The following is a 19,971-nucleotide window of genomic DNA, read 5'->3' on the forward strand; positions in this document are numbered from 1 at the left end:
GCCGAAGAGATCCTTGAGTCCCTCGGCCGACTAATGCAACGAACTAAAGGCGCAGGACACTAGCTCGGTAGGTGATACAGCACGGGAGTCGTTCGTAGCCAGTGCGAAGTCCAAGCGCGGGTAGGGGCGAGAGCGGCGTGCTTCCCTCAGCATGGGTGCCCACCAGGCGAGTTCGTCCAGGAGGGCGGCGGCGGGGACCCGCAGGCCCTCAGTGTTCACCGGCCAGCCGTCGTGGTCGAAGACCCTCCAGTAGTTGGCAAGTGCGATGAAGTTCTTGATGGTCACTGCCGGGAACTCGGCGAAGACCCCGCGCAGGTGCTCCACGGAGGTCAGGCCCCCCGTGATGCCTCCGTAGGAGACGAAGGAGACTGGTCGCAGTGCCCATTCGCCGTAGAACCAGTCGATGGCGGTTTTCAGCGCGGCCGGGTAGCTGCGATTGTAGACCGGTGTCACCAGCACGAAAGCACCAGCCTTGGCCAAGCGTTGACCGAGTCGTGCGACCTCGGCGGGCAGTGCGGCGTTGGGGTCATTGCCGGCGAGTTCCATCGGCAGCTGGTAGTCGGCCAGGTCGACGAGATCAACCTCGAAGGCACCGTGACGCTCCGCCTCAGCGGCGAACCACTTCGCGGGGGTCGGGCCGAACCTTTCCGGGCGGATGCTGCCGATGATGACGCCCAGCGTGGGCTTCTTGGTGGTGGACATGATCTGTTCCTCCTTTTCAGCGTGATGAACCTAGCGCTGTCAGTCTGGAACCTGCCCGCTCCGAGAATGCTCTGAGAACGCTCCGGCTGAAGCGCGCAGGGCTGCAATGTAGCCCTGCTTCCGCTCGGCGGCACTGCCGGGAATCAGCCCGTTGAGCTCCAGGCTGACCAGGCCGTGGGTGAGCGCCCACAGGCGCAGTGCCTCCGGCTGCGCCGCCTCGAGATCCAGCCCTGCGGCCCGTTGGATCGCGTTCCGAAGCACTCCGAATGTGGTGTTTTCCGGGGCCTCTGCCGAGGGGTGGGGTCTGCTGAACATCACCCGGTAAAAATGCGGCTCCGCCAACGCGTACTCCCGGTACGCCACCCCCAGAGCCAGCAGATCCGCCCAGGGGTCCTCCGTCCCCGGCGCTTCTTCCAGGACCTGAGCGAAGCGGCGGAACCCCTCCTCGGCAACTGCAGAGATCAGCGCCTCCTTATCCCCGAAGAGGGAGTACACCGCTGAGGTGGTGGTGCCGGCCTCGGCGGCCAGGGCGCGCAGGGACAGGGACTGCTCGCCCTGAGAGACGATGGCCGACGACGCCGCCTCCAACAGTTTTTGCCGCAGGTTCTCGTCATGGGTGCGCGGTCGGGCCATAGGGGGAGCCTACCCTTGACGCCAGTTTTGTAACAGTGTTACATAACAGTGTCAGACTATTTGTCCTTCCAAGGGGGCCGCATGCTTGAACTCTCTGATTCCGCACAGACCACTGCCGGCGTCGTCGTACTAGCTGCCATTACGGTGACTACCGGCGGTTTCTTCCTGACCAAAGTTGCCCGAGGGGCGGTGCCGGCCACCGATTTCCAGCGCTCCTTTTACCGGGCCGGCCATGCCCACGCCGGAGTGCTGATCACCCTGGGCCTGGTGTGTCTGCTGCTCACTGAGGCCACCGCACTCACCGGCTTTGCCGGCTGGATTGCCCGCACTGGGGTGCTGATCTCGGCGATCCTCATGCCGGCCGGCTTCTTCCTCTCCGCACTCGGTGCGGGGCGCACCCGGCCCAATGGGTTCCTCCTCCTGCTGTGGGCGGGAACCGGGTTCCTAGTCGCCGGCCTGGCGGTGTTGGGTGTGGGGCTGCTGGCAGCCTGAGCCGGCGCGCAGGGGCGGCTGAAGACATCTTCCTGACTTGCCCTCTATAATCACTGTCACATCCTCAGTGATCGAGGATGACCCGACACGAAAGAGGTGCCTGTAACCAGGTGGATGACATAGACCGAGCGGTCTTGCGACGTCGACGATGTTGCTCCGCATCAGCTGATTCATCCTGTGACCCCGACCATCGCGACCAAGCCCCGAATGAGGGCGCACTGCGATGACTATTGCTTTATCGCTGCTGCTCGGCAGCCTTCTGATCCTTCTGATCATCGCGGCGAACGGCTACTTCGTCGCTCAAGAGTTCGCCTATATGTCAGTGGAGCGCAATAAGCTCCGCGCCCTGGCAGAGAGCGGTGACAAAGCCGCACAGCGTGCCCTGGCCGTCACCAAGCGAACCTCCTTCATGCTCTCCGGCGCTCAGCTGGGCATCACCATCACCGGCCTGCTTGTGGGCTATGTGGCAGAGCCCCTGGTGGGCCGGGCCCTCGGCGAGCTGCTGGGAACAGCCGGACTGGTTCCCGCAGCGATCAGCATCTCTGTGGGCACAGTCCTGGCCCTGATCATCTCCACCGTGGTGCAGATGATCTTCGGAGAGCTGTTCCCCAAGAACTACGCCATCGCCAACCCGATTCCGCTGGCCCGCGGGTTGGCCCGCTCCACCCAGATCTACTTGGCGGTGATGGGATGGCTGATTTCCATCTTCGACCACGCAGCCAACGCCCTGCTGAAGCTGCTGCGCATCGAGCCGGTCCACGACGTCGACTCCACCGCCACTGCGGAGGATCTGGAGCATATCGTCTCCAGCTCGCGCAGCTCCGGGGATCTGCCGGAGGAGCTGTTCCTCACCCTGGACCGCATTCTCGACTTCCCCGACCACGACGCCGAGCACGCCATGATCCCACGCTCCCGGGCCGGGTTCGTCCGCCCCGCCACGACCATCGCAGAGGTCAGGGAGCTGATGGCCGCCGAGCACAGCCGCTACCCGGTGGTCAACGACGAGGACGAGCCGGTCGGCGTCGTGGAGATCCTCGATCTGCTCGGCACCGGTCTGGCCGAGGATGCCCCGGTCACCGAACTGATGCGCTCCCCGGTTATAGTCCCGGGACTGATGTCCCTGCCGGATGTGGTGCGGGAGCTGCGGGTCAACCAGGCCCGGCTGGCCTGTGTGATCGACGAATACGGAGGCTTCGCCGGAGTGGTCACCCTGGAGGACCTCACCGAGGAGATCCTCGGCGAAGTCACCGACGAGCACGATGAGGACCAGGACTCCGGGATCGAACAGCGCGGCGACCGGCGCTGGCTGATGGACGGGGACCTGCACCTGGATGAGGTGGAGCGCGTGATCGGCCACTCCATCCCGCAGGGCGACTATGAGACGCTCTCCGGACTCCTGATCGCCCAGGAGGGCAAGCTGCTGGAACCCGGCCAACAGGTCCGCGTGGATCTGCTCGCCGACCCCGCGGACTATGTGGAGGATGAGCCTCCGAAGCGCTGGGTGGACCTCACCGTGCTGGAGCTCGCCCACCGGGTGCCCTCGAAGGTGGAGCTGGCCCTCCACGAGGAGATCCAGGAGGAGGCACGATGACAGACTGGCTCGTCCCTGTGATCGCCACTGTGGCGATCATCGCCCTCTCGGCCTTCTTCGTGATCATCGAGTTCTCCCTGTTGGCAGTGCGCCGGCACCGCCTGGAGGAGACGGCGGAGTCCAGCCGGAGCTCCCGCGCCGCGCTGCGCAGCCTCAACGAGCTCACCGTGATGCTCGCCGGGGCTCAGCTGGGCATCACCGCCTGCACCTTCGCCCTGGGCGCGGTGAGCAAGCCCGCGGTGCAGTATGCCCTGGCCCCGGTGCTGGCCGGCTGGGGCATGCCCGGCTGGACCGCCAACGCCGTGGCATTGGCCGTGGCCCTGCTGGTGATGACCTTCCTGCACCTGGTGATCGGTGAGATGGCCCCGAAGTCTTGGGCGATCGCCCATCCGGAGCTCTCGGCCAAAGTCGTGGCCATCCCCTCCCGGGTCTTCCTGTGGATCTTCCGGCCGCTGCTGTGGTGGGTCAACCGGGTCGCCAACCGGCTTGTGGCGGCCACCGGTGTGGAGCCGGTCGACCGTGCTGCGGCAGGCGGCTATGACTCGGACACCATCCGTCAGCTTGTGGAGCATTCCACCGAGTCCGGGGTGCTGGACGAGGCCTCCGGCTCCCAGATCGCCAGCATCATGGAGCTGGAGACCCTCACCGTGGACGATGTGATCAGCGGCCGCAGCGCCGAGCCGGTGCCGATCGTCTCCCGCAGCGCGGCGGTGCAGGATGTCCAGCAGGCCGCTCTGCAGGCGGGGCATATGCGCGTGCTGCTGCACGGAGAGAACGACGACGCCGCACCGCAGGTCGTCCACGTCCGGGACACCCTGCCCGCCCCGGTTCAGGCCCGGGCCGCAGAGCTGGCCCGCCCGGCACTGCTGCTGGCCTCGGGAACCTCGGTGTACCGGGCGTTCCAGCGGATGCGCCAGGTCGGGGAGCAGCTTGCCGTGGTGCGCTCTGCCGAAGGCACCCTGGGCGTGGTGACCTGGGAGGACATCCTGGCCCGGGTATGGCCCAATGTCGAGCACCAGTGGAGCGGAACGGAGCGCACCCAGCGGACTGACCCATGACCGTCTACATCGACCCGCCGGTGTGGCCCGCGCATGGGACGGTGTTCTCCCACCTGGTCTCCGACGCCTCCCTGGCGGAGCTGCATGCGCTGGCCGAGCAGGCCGGCATCAGCCGGCGCGCCTTCGACCAGGACCACTACGATGTGCCCGCCCACCGCTACGAGGACCTGCTGGACCTCGGCGCTGTGCCGGTCAGCGGCCGCCGGCTGGCGCGCATCCTGGCGGACTCCGGACTGCGGGTCAGAGCCCGGGAGCGCCCCGAGAAGCTGCGCCACAGGCTGCTGCGCAGATGGATGCGGCTGGCCGGCCCGGGGGAGGGGGCGGCCGGCCGCGCCTGGACGGAAGTGGGTGAGGAGCTGCTCCAGCGCTGGTCAGAACCGCACCGGCACTATCACGCACTGCCGCATCTGGCCGCGGTGCTGAGCGTCACCGGAACCCTGGAGCGGGCCGGGGAGCTGCCCGCTGAGCTGCGCCGCCCGGTGCTGCTGGCCGGATGGTTCCACGATGCGGTCTACCGCGGCGCCGCCGGGCAGGACGAGGAGGACTCAGCCCAGCTGGCCGAGCAGAAGCTGGACCGGCTGCTGCCGGAGCCCGAGGTGGCTGAGACAGCACGGCTGGTCCGGCTCACTGCCGGGCACTCGCCGGACACCGGCGACGCCGCCGGCTGTGTGCTCACCGATGCGGACCTTGAGGTGCTGGGCCGTGACCCTGCCGACTACCGGCGCTATGCCGAGCAGGTGCGGGCTGACTACGCCCATGTGCCCCAGGAACAGTTCGCCGCAGGGCGCGCCCAGGTGCTGCGCGGGCTGCTGGCGGCCCCCAGGCTCTACCGCACCGACACTGGGCACCGGCTCTGGGAGGAGAGGGCTCGGCAGAACATCCAGCAGGAGCATGCCGAGTTGGAGCGCGGCGACCGGGGCGTCCCTGCCTAGGAGCCTGCGCGGGTATCGCGCTCACGGACCTTCTGCTCCAGCCCGTCCAGAATCAGCGTCAGGCCCAGATCGAAGGTCTCTTCATAGGTGCCGTTGAAGGTGTCCTCTGACAGCCGGGCCATAGTGGGGAATTGGCCTGAGGTCATAGCCTTCTCCAGGGTGGGGAGTTGGTAGTTCCAGAACTCCTCATCAGTCATCTCCGACTGCGCGGCCGCATTGCGCCACAGCAGCTCCTGGCGGGCGGTGCCCAGAACATAGGAGTCCAGCGCAGTGGCAAGGTTCATCTTCTCGCGGTCGCTGAGCCTCAGCTCCTTCACCCCGATCATGAACAGTTCCAGGTCGGCGAGACTGTTGGGCCCAAGCACCGGCCGGCTCCAATTGGTCTGGATGGCCCAGGGGTGGGTCAGATAAAGCTCGCGACCCGCATAGGCGGTGGTCCTCAGGAACTCCCGCCAGCCTTTCTCCGGGCTGCTGAGCCGCTCCTGGGAGGGGCCCACCACGGAGTCCAGCATCAGATTCAGCAGCTCCTCCTTGGAGGGCACGTAGCGGTAGAGCGACATCGTGCCCACCCCGAGCCTCTGGGCCAGCCTGCGCATGGACAGCGCCTCCAGCCCTTCGCTGTCGGCCAGCTCCACCCCGGCTGCGACGATCTGGTCCAGACTCAGCTTGGGCTTGGGGCCCTTCTCCGGCTCGGGCAGTCCCTCCCAGAGCAGCTGGAGACTCTTGGCCAGCGGGTTCTGGTTGCTCACGGCACCTCCTGAATCAGGCACTTGTCTATTGCGGACACTGTACGCTACTATTTTGCGTGCACCGTACGGCGTACATCGTACTCACTTGGAGGAAGGCTTCTTCTCATGACAGACCAGCCAGCTGTCCAGGCCCGCGGCCTGGTCAAGCGGTACAAGAACAAAACGGCGCTGGACGGTGTGGACCTTGAGGTCCCCCGCGGCACCGTCCACGGTCTGCTGGGCCCCAACGGCGCCGGCAAGACCACCACCGTGCGGATCCTCAGCACGCTGACCGACGCTGACGAGGGCACTGCGGAGGTGGCCGGCTTCGACGTGCGCACCCAGGCCAGGGAGGTTCGGCGAAGGATCGGGCTGACCGGTCAGCAGACCGCCGTGGACGATCTGATGACCGCACGGCAGAACCTCACCATGTTCGGCTGGCTCTTCCGCTTAGACAAGGCGGCCGCCCGGCGCCGCGCCGATGAGCTTCTGGAGGTATTCGGGCTCACTGAGGCAGCCGCCCGCTCACCGAAGAAGTTCTCCGGCGGAATGCGCCGCCGGCTGGACCTGGCTGCCTCCATGATCCTGGCCCCGCAGGTGCTCTTCCTGGATGAGCCGACCACCGGCCTGGATCCCGCCGGGCGTCGCGAGGTATGGGAGGCGGTGCGAAGCCTGGCCGCCTCCGGCACTACTGTCCTGCTGACCACTCACTATCTGGATGAGGCGGACAAGCTCTGTGACCGGATCAGCGTGATCGACCAGGGCAGGAACTTCATCGAGGACACTCCGGCCGGGCTGAAGCGCCGGATCGGAGATGAGCGGCTGGAGGCCGTAGTCTCCGACCCCGCTGAGCTGACTCGGCTGGCCGGCGTCGTGACCCGTGTGCTGAACCTCCAGCCCGATCTGGAGCAGACTGAAGCGCGGCTCAGTGTCGCCGTGCAAGATGGCGTCTCCGCGCTGACCGCGGTGGCCGCCGAGATCCGCGCCGAGGAGATCGACGTGGCTGATATCGGCCTGCGCCGTCCCACTCTGGACGAAGCCTTCCTGCACCTTACCTCCCGCCCACAGACCACTTCGGAGGAGACCCGATGAGTACCACGACGCCCCTAGCCCCCACGGCGGCCGCATCCCCCTCGGCGGAGTCCGCCGGGTCCCGGCTGATCTGGGCCCTTCGCGACTGCTGGACCATTGTTCTGCAGGAGTTCACCCACTTGCTGAGGCAGCCCTCCACCTTCGCCTGGCAGATCGGCTTCCCGGTGGTGATGGTCCTGATGTTCGTCTACGTCTTCGGCTCAGCCATGGACGTCACCGGCCAGGGCGCAGGCGAAGGCTATGTGGACTTCGCCATGCCCGGGATGTTCGCCATGACCATGGCGCTGGGCTTCATGGACACCGCCTACGCGGTCACCCACAACAAGGAGAAGGGGTTCATGGACCGGTTCCGGTCCATGCCGATGTCAGGCTCCGCCCCGGTGACCGGCCGGGCTGTCTCTGATGTGATCCGGGCGGCGCTGGACCTGGCCATCATCGCCGGAGTGGCACTGCTGATCGGCTGGCGCTCCGGCGGGAGCCTGCAGGCCACCCTGCTGGCGTTCGTGCTGCTGCTCTGGCTGCGCCTGGCGCTGATCTTTCTGGGCATCTACCTCGGCCTGTGCATCAAGAACACCGAGACCGCAGGGATGCTGTTCGCCGTGGCCTTCCCGCTGGGCTTCATCTCCTCGGTGTTCACCCCGCCGGAGATGATGCCCGGCTGGCTCGGCGCAATCGCCGCCTGGAACCCAGTCTCCTCCACCGCCACCGCGATCCGTGAGCTCTTCGAGACCCCCGGCATCGAGTACCTGGAGCCGGCCTACTGGATAGACGGCCACGCCCTGATCGCGGCGATCATCTGGCCCGCGGTGATTATGGCGGTCTTCCTGCCCCTGGCCGTGCGGCAGTTCCGCAGCCTCAGCCGGTAGAAGTTCCGGCACACCACGAAGGGTGGGGCCCTCCCCAGGGAAGAGCCCCACCCCTACGTGCGCTGAGTCCCGCTGGCCCTGTGATCAGTCCAGGGCGGCGCAGGGACCGGTGTAGTCGTAGGCCTCAGCAGTGGGGCCCACCGTCAGATCCTGCTCCAGCTCGGTCCCGCCGGGGGCATCCGGGGAGACCCGGTTGATCACGCTGGCCCGGTAGGCGGTCTCGCTGGGATCACCGGCGCGCAGGCCGGCCTCCTCCGGCAGGATGCCCTCGTAGTCCACCGACTCAAGCTGCTCGGCGGCCTCGACCAGGTTCTCGCGGGTGATCCCGCCCTCCATCTCAGCGGCATCCTCCAGCACCGCAAGCACCGGGTAGCTCCAGGCCCAGCCCATCACATAGGCAAAGTTCGGGGTCACATCGCCGAGCGCCTCCTGCATCGCCGCGTGGCCCTCAGAGTCGTAGTCCCAGGGGCCCCACGGGGAGAGGTGGAAGTACCGCTCCTCCAGGACCGGAGCCGCATCCGACTGCAGCAGCCCGGGGTTCCAGGTCGGGCTGGACCCGATGGCCGTGCCCTCCCATCCGCTGGAGGCCGCGCCGGCAATGATGGTCGCCGTCTCGGTGGGCCCGGCGGTGATGACCACCAGATCCGGGTCGTCCTGCACGATCCTGGAGACGGCCTCAGCCTGGTTGTCCTGACCCGTGGGGGTGGTGATCTGGGTGTACTCCAAGCCGTTGGCCTCTGCTGCGGCTTCGGCCCCGTAGGCTGCGTCCTCACCGAAGTCGGTGGGGTAGCCGATGGCCATCACCGATTCGATCTCCCCACGCTCGGCCACCGCCCAGTCCACGCCGTTCATCGCCTCGAAGCAGTAGTTGGCGCCGGACTCCACGATCAGCGACTCGAAGTCCCAGGCGGAGTTCCAGGAGGCAGGGGCGGCGATGACGTCGTCATCACGCATATCGTCCAGAATCGCCATGACCTGGGAGGAGCCCAGCGCCTGGGCCAGGGCCAGGATGTCGGTGCGCATCTCCTGGTAGCGCTGGGAGGTGGCCTGGGGGTCGTACTCGCCATCGGCGATGACCAGCTGGACGTCGAAGCCGCCCACCCCGCCGTTCTCGTTGACCCGCTGCCAGAAGGCCTCCTGGGCCTCGGTCAGCGGGACCGCCACCGCGGAGAAGGTGTCGGTCAGGTCGGTGATGATGCCCAGAGTGATGCACCCGTTGTCCTCATTGACCGCATCCGGACAGGGATCCGAGCTGACCCCGGGACCGGAGCCGGCGTCGTCGGCCTCTGCATCCCCGCCCCCGCCGCCGTCACCGCGGCAGCCGGTCAGGGCCAGCGCAGCGATGGCCGCACCCGCCAGGGTTTTCGGGAGAAGTCCATGCTTTCTCATGGGGTTTCCTTTCCTCTTCTAGTACGAGAAGGGCCAGCCCTTCCAGTAGTTGCGGATTCTGATCCAAATGCCGTACAACCCCCGGGGCTCGGCGATCAGGAAGCCGATGATCAGCAGCCCGTAGAGGATGCCCTCCAGCTGGAAGATGTTGAGCAGTCCGCCGCCGGCCACCGAGGTGGAGACGAAGGGCACCACATGAGCGATCTCAATGGCGATGCGCCCCAGGGCGGTGATGAAGATCGCGCCCATGATGGCCCCGGAGATGGTGGCGACCCCGCCGATGAGCACCATCGCCAGGAACTGCACACTGAGCAGCAGGTCGAATCCGGTGGGCTCGATGATCCGCACCACCGTGTAGTACAGGGCCCCGCCGGCTCCGGCATAGAACGAGGAGAGGCCGAAGGCCAGCACCTTATGGCCGGTGAGGTCCACGCCGATCACTGCGGCGGCGACATCCCGGTCCCGGATCGAGGAGAAGGCCCGGCCCACACCGGAACGAGCGATATTGCGGGCGGCCACCCCGAAGATGATCAGGAACACGATGGCCACCACCAGCAGCTGCTGGTCCCGGGTCCAGTCCAGCCCGGGGATGCCTCCGGAGGCTGAGAAGTTGATGCCGAAGATCTCCAGGTCCGGGGCCCGGCGGCCCACACCCGGTCCGCCGGTGAGGTGGTTGGCCTCCCGGAAGAGGTGCAGCCCCAGGAAGACCACGCCCAGGGTGACGATGGCCAAGTAGAGCCCGCGCAGCCGGACGGCGAGCGGACCGATCAGCAGCCCGGCTGCGGCCGCCACCAGCCCGGCCGCCGGCAGCCAAATATAGATCGGCAGGCCGAAGCCCACCAGCCGGCCCTCGGAGTCCCCGCCGAGCACTGCGGCGGTATAGGCTCCCAGCCCCATGAAGAAGGCGTGGCCCAGCGAGACCTGGCCGGCATAGCCGCTGACCAGGTTCAGCCCGATCGCCCCGATCGCAGCGAACAGGCCCAGGGTGAGCACCTGGAGCAGGTCATCGGTGAACAGCAGCGGGGCGCAGAACCCGATGACCACCAGCAATAGGGTGGACCAGCGTTTGGCCGGTGTGTTCAGCAGCGCCATGTCCTGCGCATAGGAGGTGCGCAGCTTCGGACGGCCCCGCGGGGGGCGAGGACGCTTCGATCCTGTGTGCACCTTATTGGTGATCTGCGGTGCGGCGGTCATACCCGTTCCACCTCCCGGGTGCCGAAGAGGCCATAGGGTCGGATCAGCAGCACCACCAGCATCAGGGCGTAGGGCGCCACCAGGGAGAAGTTGGTGCCCAGGAACGGCAGATAGGTCGACTGGTAGACGGCGGTGAGCTGCTCCACGATGCCCACCGCAAGGCCGCCGATCACCGCGCCCTGCAGGCTGTCCAGGCCGCCGATGATGATGGCCGGCAGCGCCTTGAGCGCGATGATCCAGGTGTCCTGCTCGCTCCCGCCGGATCCGGTGGCGATGAAGGTCCCGGCGATGGCCGCCAGCCCGCCGGCGATCGCCCAGGCCAGGGCGAAGATGGCCCCGACCCTGACTCCCTGGGCCAGGGCGGTCTCCTGGCTCAGTGCGGTGGCGCGCATCGCCAGTCCGGCCTTGGCGTAGCGGAAGAACAGGGCCAGCGAGACCACGGTGATCAGGGTGACCGCCAGGATGGTCAGCTGCCGGTGGCTGATGGCCAGGCCCAGGAACTCGTAGCGCTCGCCGCCGCCGGGGTAGCGCATCACCCGGGAGTCCGCCCCGATGTACCGGTTGGCCAGCACCCGCAGTACCACGTCGACGCCGATGGTGATCACCGCCATGGTGAACACCGATTTGCCCACCATCTGGCGCAGTGCCAGGCGCTCGATGAGCATGCCCAGACCCGCGCCCAGCAGGATCGCGACGAACAGGGAGGGCCAGAACGGCCAGCCCATCACCGCGGAGAAGTGGTAGCTGAACAGCCCGCCGATGACCATCAGCGCCGGCTGGGCGAAGCTGATGACATGGGTGGCCTTGTAGATGATCACGAAGCCCAGGGCCAGCAGGGCGTAGATGGCGCCCTGGGCGGTTCCGGAGAGCACAGCTTGAGCAAAGGTGGTCACTGGGCTGCCCCCTCGGGTACGCGGTTGGTGTACATGGAATCGATCTCCGCAGCGAACTGCTTCTCCACTGCGGAGCGTTTGACCTTCTGGGTGGCGGTCAGCTCACCCTCATCGTGGTCCAGCTCCTTGGGCAGCATCCGGAACTGCTTGATGGTCTCCACCTGGGCGAACTTCTCATTGGTGGCATCGACCACGCCCTGGATGAGCTCGATGACCTCAGGCTTGAACGAGAGGTCCCGGTAGGTGGTGAAGGCCAGTCTGCGCTGCTGGGCCCAGTCGCCGACGGTGTCCATCTCAATGCCGATCAGCGCAGTGAGGTACTTGCGGCCATCACCGATGACCACCGCCTCCTTGATGTAGGGGGAGGCCTTCAGGCTGTTCTCGATCTCCGAGGGCGAGATGTTCTTCCCGCCGGCGGTGATGATGATGTCCTTCAGCCGGTCGGTGATCTTCAGGTGGGTGCCCTCCACCATCTCCCCGACGTCGCCGGTGTGCAGCCAGCCCTCGGCGTCGAGGGTCTCGGCGGTGGCGTCGGGCCGGTTCCAGTACCCGGCGAAGCTGCCCCGGCTGCGGGTCAGGATCTCCCCGGTGGACTCATCCACCCGGATCTCCACCCCGGGGTGCGCCTGTCCGACAGTGCCCAGCCGGACCCTGCCGGGAAGGTTCGCGGTGGCGAATGCCGAGTTCTCCGTCATCCCGTACACCTCGTGCATCCGCACCCCGATGCCCATGAAGAACTTCAGCACCTCAGGGGCGATCGGCGCGGCGCCGGAGGCGGTGTAGCGGGCGTTGCGCAGCCCCAGCCGCTCCCGCAGCGCACGGAAGCAGATCACCCAGAAGATCAGGTAGACGATCCGGGTCAGCAGGGTGTGCCGCCCCTGGTTGGCCACCAGGGTGTCCCCGATCCAGTCGGCGGCCTTCATCGAGGCCCCGAAGACCAGGCGCTTGAGCCGGCTGGCTCCGCTCATCCGGATGTGGATCCCGGCGACGATCTTCTCCCAGATCCTCGGCACGCCGAAGACGATCGAGGGCTGGACCTCCCGCAGCGCGGTCTGCACGGTCTCCACCGACTCGGCGAAGTTGACCTGGGTGCCCACTGCGGCGTTGAGCCAGGTGGTGAAGGCCCGCTCCGCCACATGGCACAGCGGCAGGTAGGAGACCATCAGGTCCCGGTCGGTGGCCGGCGGGTCGAAGAAGGCGCCCTCCTCGGCGAAGCGCTCGATGGCGAATTCGATGTTGTCCATGGTGAGCATGGCCCCCTTGGGCGGGCCGGTGGTCCCTGAGGTGTAGATCAGGGTGGCCAGGTCCTCAGGCTGGGCGGACTCGGCCAGCTCCGCCACGGCCCCGGGGTGCTGCTGCTGGTGCTCCGCGCCCAGAGTGAGGAAGTCGTCCCAGAAGATCAGCCGCTCATCGGTGTAGTGCCCGCGGATCCCGCGGGGTTCGATATAGACGATGTGCTCCAGGCCGGGCAGCTCATCGCTGATCTCCAGGGCCTTGTCCAGCTGCTCCTGGTCCTCAGCGATGAGAACCTTGGATCCGGAGTCGCGCAGCAGGTGCAGCACCTCAGGCGGGGGATTGGTGGGGTAGAGGCCCACAGTGGCCGCCCGCACGGCCACGATGCCAATATCGCTGAAGAGCCATTCGCGGCGGTTCTCCGCGTGCACGGCCACCCGGTCGCCGACGCCGACGCCCAGGGCCAGCAGACCGTGGCCGACCAGCTCGGCGGTCTGCCAGTACTCAGCCCAGGTGGTCTGCTCCCAGATGCCGAAGTTCTTGTCCCGCATCGCCACCGCGTCCGGGGTGGTGCGGGCGCGCTCGCGGATGCGCAGCGGGAGAGTGGACGGTGCGGCTGTCACGGGGCCTCCTCGGGTGCTCCATCGGCCACCGCTGCGGCGGCTGCTTCGCTCATCGGGCCCAGATAGGCGCGGATCACATCCGGATTGCTCTGGACCTCCTCCGGGGCGCCGGTGACCAGCGGGGTGCCGAAGTCCATGGCCATCACCCGGTCGGCCAGGTCCATCACCAGGCCCATGTCGTGCTCGACCAGGATCATCGGGATCTTCAGCTCGGAACGGATGTCCAGGATGAACCGGGCCATATCCTCGGTCTCCTCAGCGTTCATCCCGGCCACCGGCTCGTCCAGCAGCAGCAGCTTCGGCTCCATGGCCAGAGCACGGCCCAACTCGATCCGCTTCTGGATGCCGTAGGGCAGCATGCCCACCGGCTGGTCGCGGTAGCCTTCGATCTCCAGGAAGTCGATGATTTCCTCCACTCTGCGCCGGTTGGCCAGCTCGGAGCTGCGCGCCCTGCCCCACCAGTAGATCGCCTCCCACCAGTGGTAGTTCAGGTGGTGGTGGCGGCCCATCATGAGGTTGTCGACCACCGTGAGGTTCTCGAACAGCTCGATGTTCTGGAAGGTCCGAGCCATGCCGCGCTTGGCGATCCGGTGCGGGCGCCCCCCCAGGATGGACTCCCCGCCGAAGGTCACCGAGCCCTGCTGCGGGCGGTAGACCCCGGAGAGCACGTTGAAGATGGAGGTCTTGCCCGCACCGTTGGGGCCGATGACGGCGAAGAGCTCGGCTCCCTGGATGCTGAAGCTGACCCCGTTGAGGGCCTTGACCTCGCCGAAGCTCAGCTGGACGTCTGTGACCTCACAGACTGGGTTGGTGCTCATGACAGCCACCTCTTCCGCCGCTTGTAGTGCTTGAGATTCCTGTACGAGGTGGAGAGTTCGCCGCGGCCGAGGTAGAAGTCCCGGATGTCCTCGTTGTCCATCAGCTTCTCGGCGTCGTCGTCCATCACGATCTTGCCCTGCTCCATCACATAACCGTGATGGGCGATCGACAGCGCCATCATCGCGTTCTGCTCCACCAGCAGCACCGTGGTGCCCCGCTCCTGGTTGACCTTCACCACCAGGTCCTTGATCTGCTGAACCATCCGTGGTGCCAGGCCCAGGCTGGGCTCGTCCAGCAGCAGGACCTGGGGATCGGCCATCAGGGCACGGCCCATGGCCAGCATCTGCTGCTCACCGCCGGAGAGGTAGCCGGCGGTGCGCCGCCGCCGCTCCTTGAGCACCGGGAAGAGCTGGTAGATCTCCTCAATGGAGTCGTTGAGCCCGCCGCGGCGGGTGTGCCCGCCGATGCGCAGGTTCTCCTCCACGGTGAACTCGGCGAAGACCCGGCGGCCCTCCAGCACCTGGCCCAGGCCGGCGGAGACGATCTTGGCCGGCTGCCAGCCGTGGATGGCTCGGCCGCCCAGCTCGATCTGACCCTTGGTGACCTCGCCGTCGTGAATGTCCAGCAGTCCGGAGACCGCCCGCAGCAGCGTGGTCTTGCCCGCTCCGTTGGCTCCGAGCAGTGCGGTGATCCGCCCCTTCTCCACGGTCAGGCTGACGCCGCGGAGAACCTGGATGACATCGTTGTAGACCACTTCCACGTTCTTGACGGTCAGCACCGGAGCACCCCCTCGGAGGAGCCCCAGCCACAGGCAGCAGTGCCCATCACATCTCCCTCACGCAATCGTTGGACGTCCAGTGACCTACGACACAGTGCCAGCACTGCGTGATTTAGATCACGTTACTTACGCGATCGTGACCTTGATTCCAAAAGGTGGAATGGCACCTGGCTACTGCGTAGTAACCTTGGGGTGTGCATGTGATCTTCCGCGCCCTGCTGATTCTGCTCAAAGCACGACGCCGCCGGCGCACCTCACCCTGGGAGGCCACCGAGATCACGCTGCGCGCGCTGCCCACCGATGTGGACATCCTGATGCACATCAACAACGGGCAGTACTTCAGCCTCTTCGACCTGGGCCGCTACGACATGATGGTCCGCTCAGGCCTGTGGGACGGGGCGAAGCAGCGAGGCTGGCACCCGGTGGTGCAGGCCGAACAGGTCACCTTCCGCAAGTCTGTGAACTTCATGACCAAGTTCCAGATCTTCACCAAGCTCATCGGAGTGGACGACCGCTGCTTCTACATCGAGCACCGGGTGGTGGTCGACGGCGAGATCTATGTCCGCGGCTATGTGGCCGGCCGGCTGATCGGCAAGAACGGCCCCGTGCCGATCGAGGAGATCCTTCAGATGGCGGCCGAGCAGGGGCATCCGGCTCCGGAGAACTTCGAGGTCAGCGAGGACCTGAAGGCCTGGCGGCGCGACTTCGCCCTGCCGGCCTCCCGCAGGCCGGCCCCGCACACCGGATTCTGACCAGCCCCGGGCCCTGCCCCAGCCCCGCGACGGCAGGGCGGCCCCGTCGCGGATCCTGTAGCGAAACTATGGAAACTCGGGCCGAAAACGGGTGAGTTCCCGCAGTTTCGCTACGCGATCCGGCACCTGTGACAGCCCCGGACCTCCCTGAGTCCGCCCGGCCTGAACCGCGGCGCGGCTGTGCCAAGATGTCCTCTGTGGCCCAACCGATGATCCGCACCCCCATCACAGAGGAGCTCATCCACGGCGCCGTGGAGCTGGAGCGCACCGTACGGGGCCTGCTGCCGCACCGGCTCACCGCCGCCTCCCGGGCGCAGCTGGGCGGACCGGTGGAGCCGAAGGTCTTCAGCGACCCCTCCGGAGTCCGGGTCCGGTTCCGCACTGCCGCCACCTCTGTGGAACTGGTGACCTGGCCGCAGAAGCATCTGGTGCCCGGCGGGCCGGTCAACCATCCGCCGGTCTACGACATCTGGTGCGACGGCCGGCTGCTGGCTCAGTCCACGGCCGAGGGCGGCACAGTCATCACTGAGGACCCGAGCACCGGTGAGGTGAGCAGCCGGGAGGAGGGTCCCGGCGTCGTCGTGCTTCCCCCGCTGCCTGCGGGGCAGAAGACCCTGGAGATCTGGCTTCCCTACCAGGAGCGCGCCGAACTGGTCGAGATCCGCTCCGATGCCGAGGTCCATCCGGTGCCGGCCGCTCCGGGGGCGCTGCGCTGGGTGCACCATGGCTCCTCGATCAGCCATGGGTACGACGCCGTGGGCGCCGGTCACGCCTGGCCGGCGGTGGCTGCCCGCACCGCCACGGCCCAGGGGCGCCCGGTGGAGCTGACCAACCTGGGCTTCGCCGGCAATGCCATGCTGGACCCCTTCGCCGCGCGCACCATCCGGGAGCTTGACGCTGACCTGATCACGCTGAAGCTGGGCATCAACGTGGTCAACGGGGACTCGCACACCCTGCGCTCCTTCGCCCCGGCGCTGCACGGTTTCCTGGACACGATCCGGGAGTCCCGGCACCGCCGGACGCCGCTGCTGGTCATTTCCCCGCTGTGGTGCGGCATCCACGAGACGACCCCCGGGCCGGTGGAAGCCTATGAGAAGCACGACGACGCCGGCACGCTGCGCCGGTACTTCCGTGCCGCGGGCGACCCCGCCGGGGCCGCGGCCGGGAGGCTGACCCTGCAGACGCTGCGCGCGGAGCTGGAACGAATCATCACACAGCGTGCCGAAACCGACCCGCACCTCCACGGCCTGAGCGGGCTGGCGCTCTACGGCGCCCAGGATGCCGAGGCCCTGCCGCTGCCCGACGACCTGCACCCCGGGCATGAGACCCATCAGCTGATCGGAGAGCGCTTCGCCGAGCAGCTGCGGGCATACCTCTGAGGGCGGCTCAGCCGGCCAACCTGCTGGGCTCGGACCCGGCCTTCTGCGCTGTCAGCCCAGCAGCTCCACCGGATCCCCGACCCGGACCGAGCCCCCGCCGGCGGTGGGCAGCAGCAGGATGCCCAGGGTGGGCTCGGCCTGCTGGAACTGCTGGACCAGGGCAGACATCACCGGTGCGTCGCGCTCTCCGGTCTCCGGGTTGGCGTGGGTGGCCAGACAGCGCACAATCGGGCTCTCCACGCTGAACTCGACCTCGCCGATCCGCAGCCTGCCGGACCAGTCCAGCTCCGCCCACGCAGGGGTGCCTGTGATGACGATATTCGACCGGTAGCGCCGGCTGTCCTCGGCGCCGGGGACGGCTGCGCCCAGGTCCGCGGCCGAGGAGGCCCCGTGCAGGGAGACGAAGCCGCGCCCGCGGTCCTGGAACCGCGGTGTGGCCCCGTCGCCGATGAGCCGCAGCGGCAGTACGCCGGGGCGGTCCAGCAGGGCGGCGTCCTCAGTGCTGCGCAGCCAGTCGGTGACCTGCTGGCAGATCTCCTCCCGGCCGGCGTCGTCCAGGCCGGCCTCCACCGAGAAGCCGCTGGGGCTCTCAGTGATCAGCAGCCTCAAGCCGTCGAAGCTCAGCTGCAGCCGGGCCAGGGTGGGGAAGGTCATCAGGGCCAGCCCGCGGCGCTTGGGCCAGTAGTCCAGGCTGTCACGCTGCTCGGGCTCAATGGCGCTGGCGAAGCGGAAGGCCAGGACCCGGTCCCCGGCGACGCGCCCGTCGGGCCGCACCCGCAGCTCCTCCTGCGGCTCCGGGGTGAATCCTTTGACCGGATAGCGGTACAGTGCGGAGACCTCAGCCATGCCCCTCATCTTGGCACACCGGGACGGTCGGCGGGACTTCAGTCCTGCAGGATGCCGATCTCGAACTCGGAGAGCTGCTCAGTGGGGCGTTCCTGGCCACGGTGCTGGTTGGCGAACTGCTGGGTGGCATCTGTGCCGCACAGCTGGGTGATCCGGGTGGGGCCGCCGGGGTGCTCATCGATCCAATCGGTGAGGTCGTAGACCCGGCCCTCCACGGCTGCCCAGCAGGAGCCGGCGTCGTCGTGCTCGGCCACCTCGGCCAGGGTGAACTGCTCACCGCTGGATTCACCTGCCGGGATCTCCAACGGTTCCGCCTCACCGGAGCAGCTGGTCAGCAGCAGGGCACATGCGGCTGCCAGGGGAATCAGGGGGATTCTGGTCATCCCCCTATTGTCTCCCACTGTCCGGCTCATCCGGGGCCAGTCCGTTCAGGATCAGGTCCAGGCCGTAGTGGAACTCCTCGCCGTAGCTGTAGCAGAGGACAGCTCGACCAGATGACCCTCGTAGTGGGACACTGCATCTATGGGTACCACACATGCAGTGAAGATGGGCGACCGGGGTCGTCTGGTGGTCCCGGCCGATCTTCGGCAGCGGCAGCAATGGGATCAGGGCACCCCGCTGGTTTTAGTCGAAACAGATGACGGTGTCCTTGTGGCTACTCGCGAGCAGATGAAAGCGCGGGTGCGCAAGCAGCTGGGTGGTCCCAGCCTTGTGGATGAACTGGCCAAAGAACGCCGGGCGGAAGCTGTCCGCGAGGACGCAGACTATCCCGGACAGTCCTTACAGCAGACCGGGCATGGGGTTCCTCGGAGCTGATTCAGCAGATTCGTTGAGGATGGCTGAGGTCAGGCATCCTCATCCTCAGCACCGCCGAGCAGGGTGCGACCAGGTAGGTCTTCAGGCACCAACTACGGGCGCCCGGGGACCTGCCAGTTGAGGAAACTGCCGCCGGAACGTTGGGCCAGACCGGCGGGCATGCTGCGGAACATTGCGTTGCCCACCTGTTGCCGCCATCCCGGGCCGAGGTGTGCGTCGATTCGTGCCATTGCCGCCGACTGCCTGACGAGCCCCTGCGTGCGAGGTCGTCGTTGTTGGTCCACCCTGCGCAGGGCGGCCGGGATGTCTCGGGTCCGCGGCGGGACCAGCCGGCCTATGGTCACCCCGTCCTCCAAGGCTGAATTCGCTCCCTGCCCCAGAGTGGGAAGCATCGGATGGGCGGCGTCGCCGATCAGCACCGTCCGGCCCCGCGCGTAGCTCTTCAGCGCCTTGTCCAACACCCATACGTCATGTCGCATCAGGCAACCCGGTGCTGTGCCCGCGATCAGGAACTGGGCGGCGTCGTGCCAGTCTGCGAATCTCTCCCGCACCGCAACTGACTCATCGGGGAAGTTGGTGCCGGGCGGGCACTTGGCATATCCGTACCAGTACACCTCGCCGTGGCCGACCGGTAGAGCACCGAACTCAGCATGCGGGCCCCAGCTCATCGCGAACTTGTCTGTGATCAGCTCAACCGCGGGAATGATCGCCCGCCAGCTCGTATATCCGCTGGAAACAACCTTCCGCTCAGGCAGGAGCACACTGCGAAGTCGGCTGTGCACTCCATCGGCACCGATCACCAGATCGGCGGTTGTTCGCTGCTCACCGCCTTGTGTGTTCACCACGATGGTGGCCTGCCGTTCCGCGTTGCCAGGATCGATGTGGACCACACGCATGCCGGTGCTCACCTCGGCATCTCCGGCCGCATCCAGCAGTGCGGCGTGTAGCCGCCTTCGGTGCATGCCATACATGCGGGTGCTTCCGGTGTCATCGCCCGGCAGCTTCATCAGCCAGGAACCATCCATGAACTGGGTGCCTGCCGGTTGTACCGGATGGCCGTCCCGTTCCAGGACATCGTCAGCTCCGATCGCAGCTAGTGGTGTGTCTCGTTAATAGTTAAGCGGTTGGGTTGTAGAATGAGGTATGGCTCGTTCT

At 67.1% G+C, this 19,971-nt stretch carries 21 protein-coding genes; 9 read left to right on the plus strand and 12 right to left on the minus strand.

Features of this window, described 5'->3' with window-relative positions:
• Positions 1–30: 30 nt before the first annotated feature.
• Positions 31–702, minus strand: coding sequence for an NADPH-dependent FMN reductase (locus GNZ21_RS07885; RefSeq protein ID WP_157323064.1), 672 nt, complete (start codon positions 700–702; stop codon positions 31–33).
• Positions 703–741: 39 nt separating this feature from the next.
• Positions 742–1,335 carry a TetR/AcrR family transcriptional regulator gene (locus GNZ21_RS07890; RefSeq protein ID WP_157323066.1) on the minus strand — a complete coding sequence of 198 codons (594 nt, stop codon included), beginning with the start codon at positions 1,333–1,335 and terminating at the stop codon, positions 742–744.
• An 81-nt stretch (positions 1,336–1,416) separates the two neighbouring features.
• On the opposite strand from GNZ21_RS07890, the gene GNZ21_RS07895 reads away from it, so the two are divergent.
• The 4 genes from GNZ21_RS07895 (at position 1,417) to GNZ21_RS07910 (ending at position 5,408) form a co-directional block, all read left to right on the plus strand.
• A complete protein-coding gene (locus GNZ21_RS07895) occupies positions 1,417–1,827 on the plus strand; it encodes a hypothetical protein (protein WP_157323068.1) in 411 nt (136 codons plus the stop codon).
• Between the two features lie 223 nt (positions 1,828–2,050).
• A complete protein-coding gene (locus tag GNZ21_RS07900; RefSeq protein ID WP_157323070.1) occupies positions 2,051–3,418 on the plus strand; it encodes a hemolysin family protein in 1,368 nt (455 codons plus the stop codon).
• On the plus strand, positions 3,415–4,476 hold the full coding sequence (locus tag GNZ21_RS07905; protein ID WP_157323072.1) for a CNNM domain-containing protein: 1,062 nt from the start codon (positions 3,415–3,417) through the stop codon (positions 4,474–4,476). The genes GNZ21_RS07900 and GNZ21_RS07905 overlap by 4 nt, the downstream gene beginning before the upstream one ends.
• On the plus strand, positions 4,473–5,408 hold the full coding sequence (locus tag GNZ21_RS07910; RefSeq protein ID WP_157323074.1) for a DUF4031 domain-containing protein: 936 nt from the start codon (positions 4,473–4,475) through the stop codon (positions 5,406–5,408). The genes GNZ21_RS07905 and GNZ21_RS07910 overlap by 4 nt, the downstream gene beginning before the upstream one ends.
• Here GNZ21_RS07910 and GNZ21_RS07915 read toward each other — a convergent pair.
• Complete coding sequence (locus GNZ21_RS07915; RefSeq protein ID WP_188503820.1) at positions 5,405–6,157, minus strand: TetR/AcrR family transcriptional regulator; 753 nt, start codon at positions 6,155–6,157, stop codon at positions 5,405–5,407. The genes GNZ21_RS07910 and GNZ21_RS07915 overlap by 4 nt on opposite strands.
• Positions 6,158–6,262: 105 nt before the next feature.
• Here GNZ21_RS07915 and GNZ21_RS07920 point away from each other — a divergent pair, with 105 nt between their 5' ends.
• Both GNZ21_RS07920 and GNZ21_RS07925 read left to right on the plus strand, forming a co-directional pair.
• Positions 6,263–7,228 carry an ATP-binding cassette domain-containing protein gene (locus GNZ21_RS07920; RefSeq protein ID WP_157323077.1) on the plus strand — a complete coding sequence of 322 codons (966 nt, stop codon included), beginning with the start codon at positions 6,263–6,265 and terminating at the stop codon, positions 7,226–7,228.
• On the plus strand, positions 7,225–8,094 hold the full coding sequence (locus GNZ21_RS07925) for an ABC transporter permease (RefSeq protein WP_157323079.1): 870 nt from the start codon (positions 7,225–7,227) through the stop codon (positions 8,092–8,094). The genes GNZ21_RS07920 and GNZ21_RS07925 overlap by 4 nt, the downstream gene beginning before the upstream one ends.
• 84 nt (positions 8,095–8,178) lie before the next feature.
• On the opposite strand, the gene GNZ21_RS07930 is transcribed toward GNZ21_RS07925, so the two are convergent.
• The 6 genes from GNZ21_RS07930 to GNZ21_RS07955 are packed head-to-tail and all read right to left on the minus strand — an operon-like array spanning position 8,179 to position 15,023.
• Positions 8,179–9,483, minus strand: a complete 1,305-nt coding sequence (locus GNZ21_RS07930; protein WP_157323081.1) for an ABC transporter substrate-binding protein — start codon at positions 9,481–9,483, stop codon at positions 8,179–8,181.
• 18 nt (positions 9,484–9,501) lie between these two features.
• Positions 9,502–10,677 carry a branched-chain amino acid ABC transporter permease gene (locus GNZ21_RS07935; protein ID WP_157323083.1) on the minus strand — a complete coding sequence of 392 codons (1,176 nt, stop codon included), beginning with the start codon at positions 10,675–10,677 and terminating at the stop codon, positions 9,502–9,504.
• Complete coding sequence (locus GNZ21_RS07940; RefSeq protein WP_188503821.1) at positions 10,674–11,570, minus strand: branched-chain amino acid ABC transporter permease; 897 nt, start codon at positions 11,568–11,570, stop codon at positions 10,674–10,676. Before GNZ21_RS07940 ends, GNZ21_RS07935 begins: the two co-directional genes overlap by 4 nt.
• Positions 11,567–13,426 carry an AMP-dependent synthetase/ligase gene (locus tag GNZ21_RS07945; RefSeq protein ID WP_198345992.1) on the minus strand — a complete coding sequence of 620 codons (1,860 nt, stop codon included), beginning with the start codon at positions 13,424–13,426 and terminating at the stop codon, positions 11,567–11,569. Before GNZ21_RS07945 ends, GNZ21_RS07940 begins: the two co-directional genes overlap by 4 nt.
• Entirely contained in the window at positions 13,423–14,244 is an 822-nt protein-coding gene (locus GNZ21_RS07950; protein WP_157323084.1) for an ABC transporter ATP-binding protein, read from the minus strand. The genes GNZ21_RS07945 and GNZ21_RS07950 overlap by 4 nt, the downstream gene beginning before the upstream one ends.
• A complete protein-coding gene (locus GNZ21_RS07955) occupies positions 14,241–15,023 on the minus strand; it encodes an ABC transporter ATP-binding protein (protein ID WP_188503822.1) in 783 nt (260 codons plus the stop codon). Before GNZ21_RS07955 ends, GNZ21_RS07950 begins: the two co-directional genes overlap by 4 nt.
• 194 nt (positions 15,024–15,217) lie before the next feature.
• Between GNZ21_RS07955 and GNZ21_RS07960 the strand changes: the two genes are divergently transcribed.
• Positions 15,218–15,775, plus strand: a complete 558-nt coding sequence (locus GNZ21_RS07960; protein WP_188503823.1) for an acyl-CoA thioesterase — start codon at positions 15,218–15,220, stop codon at positions 15,773–15,775.
• Between the two features lie 128 nt (positions 15,776–15,903).
• Positions 15,904–17,154, plus strand: a complete 1,251-nt coding sequence (locus tag GNZ21_RS07965) for a GDSL-type esterase/lipase family protein (protein WP_229659601.1) — start codon at positions 15,904–15,906, stop codon at positions 17,152–17,154.
• Between the two features lie 51 nt (positions 17,155–17,205).
• Here GNZ21_RS07965 and GNZ21_RS07970 read toward each other — a convergent pair whose 3' ends face one another.
• Together GNZ21_RS07970 and GNZ21_RS07975 are read right to left on the minus strand one after the other, a co-directional pair.
• Positions 17,206–18,000, minus strand: coding sequence for an MOSC domain-containing protein (locus tag GNZ21_RS07970; RefSeq protein ID WP_157323086.1), 795 nt, complete (start codon positions 17,998–18,000; stop codon positions 17,206–17,208).
• A gap of 38 nt (positions 18,001–18,038) precedes the next feature.
• The gene (locus GNZ21_RS07975) at positions 18,039–18,383 is read right to left on the minus strand and encodes a cytochrome b5 domain-containing protein (RefSeq protein WP_198345993.1); all 345 of its coding nucleotides are present in this window, start codon (positions 18,381–18,383) and stop codon (positions 18,039–18,041) included.
• A 139-nt stretch (positions 18,384–18,522) separates the two neighbouring features.
• Here GNZ21_RS07975 and GNZ21_RS07980 point away from each other — a divergent pair, with 139 nt between their 5' ends.
• Positions 18,523–18,816, plus strand: a complete 294-nt coding sequence (locus GNZ21_RS07980) for an AbrB/MazE/SpoVT family DNA-binding domain-containing protein (RefSeq protein WP_157323090.1) — start codon at positions 18,523–18,525, stop codon at positions 18,814–18,816.
• Positions 18,817–18,908: 92 nt separating this feature from the next.
• Here GNZ21_RS07980 and GNZ21_RS07985 read toward each other — a convergent pair whose 3' ends face one another.
• Positions 18,909–19,904, minus strand: a complete 996-nt coding sequence (locus GNZ21_RS07985; RefSeq protein WP_331250819.1) for an FAD-dependent monooxygenase — start codon at positions 19,902–19,904, stop codon at positions 18,909–18,911.
• Between the last annotated feature and the right edge of the window lie 67 nt (positions 19,905–19,971).

The organism is Nesterenkonia alkaliphila (assembly GCF_009758175.1).
Classification (GTDB): Bacteria; Actinomycetota; Actinomycetes; order Actinomycetales; family Micrococcaceae; genus Nesterenkonia; species Nesterenkonia alkaliphila.

Coding starts and splice junctions, on each gene's coding strand:
- GNZ21_RS07925 (WP_157323079.1), top strand. CDS start 7,225: ATGAGTACCACGACGCCCCTAGCCCCCACGGCGGCCGCATCCCCCTCG.
- GNZ21_RS07930 (WP_157323081.1), bottom strand. CDS start 9,483: ATGAGAAAGCATGGACTTCTCCCGAAAACCCTGGCGGGTGCGGCCATC.
- GNZ21_RS07975 (WP_198345993.1), bottom strand. CDS start 18,383: ATGACCAGAATCCCCCTGATTCCCCTGGCAGCCGCATGTGCCCTGCTG.
- GNZ21_RS07970 (WP_157323086.1), bottom strand. CDS start 18,000: ATGGCTGAGGTCTCCGCACTGTACCGCTATCCGGTCAAAGGATTCACC.
- GNZ21_RS07980 (WP_157323090.1), top strand. CDS start 18,523: ATGGGTACCACACATGCAGTGAAGATGGGCGACCGGGGTCGTCTGGTG.
- GNZ21_RS07900 (WP_157323070.1), top strand. CDS start 2,051: ATGACTATTGCTTTATCGCTGCTGCTCGGCAGCCTTCTGATCCTTCTG.
- GNZ21_RS07950 (WP_157323084.1), bottom strand. CDS start 14,244: ATGAGCACCAACCCAGTCTGTGAGGTCACAGACGTCCAGCTGAGCTTC.
- GNZ21_RS07890 (WP_157323066.1), bottom strand. CDS start 1,335: ATGGCCCGACCGCGCACCCATGACGAGAACCTGCGGCAAAAACTGTTG.
- GNZ21_RS07910 (WP_157323074.1), top strand. CDS start 4,473: ATGACCGTCTACATCGACCCGCCGGTGTGGCCCGCGCATGGGACGGTG.
- GNZ21_RS07905 (WP_157323072.1), top strand. CDS start 3,415: ATGACAGACTGGCTCGTCCCTGTGATCGCCACTGTGGCGATCATCGCC.
- GNZ21_RS07895 (WP_157323068.1), top strand. CDS start 1,417: ATGCTTGAACTCTCTGATTCCGCACAGACCACTGCCGGCGTCGTCGTA.
- GNZ21_RS07885 (WP_157323064.1), bottom strand. CDS start 702: ATGTCCACCACCAAGAAGCCCACGCTGGGCGTCATCATCGGCAGCATC.
- GNZ21_RS07920 (WP_157323077.1), top strand. CDS start 6,263: ATGACAGACCAGCCAGCTGTCCAGGCCCGCGGCCTGGTCAAGCGGTAC.
- GNZ21_RS07935 (WP_157323083.1), bottom strand. CDS start 10,677: ATGACCGCCGCACCGCAGATCACCAATAAGGTGCACACAGGATCGAAG.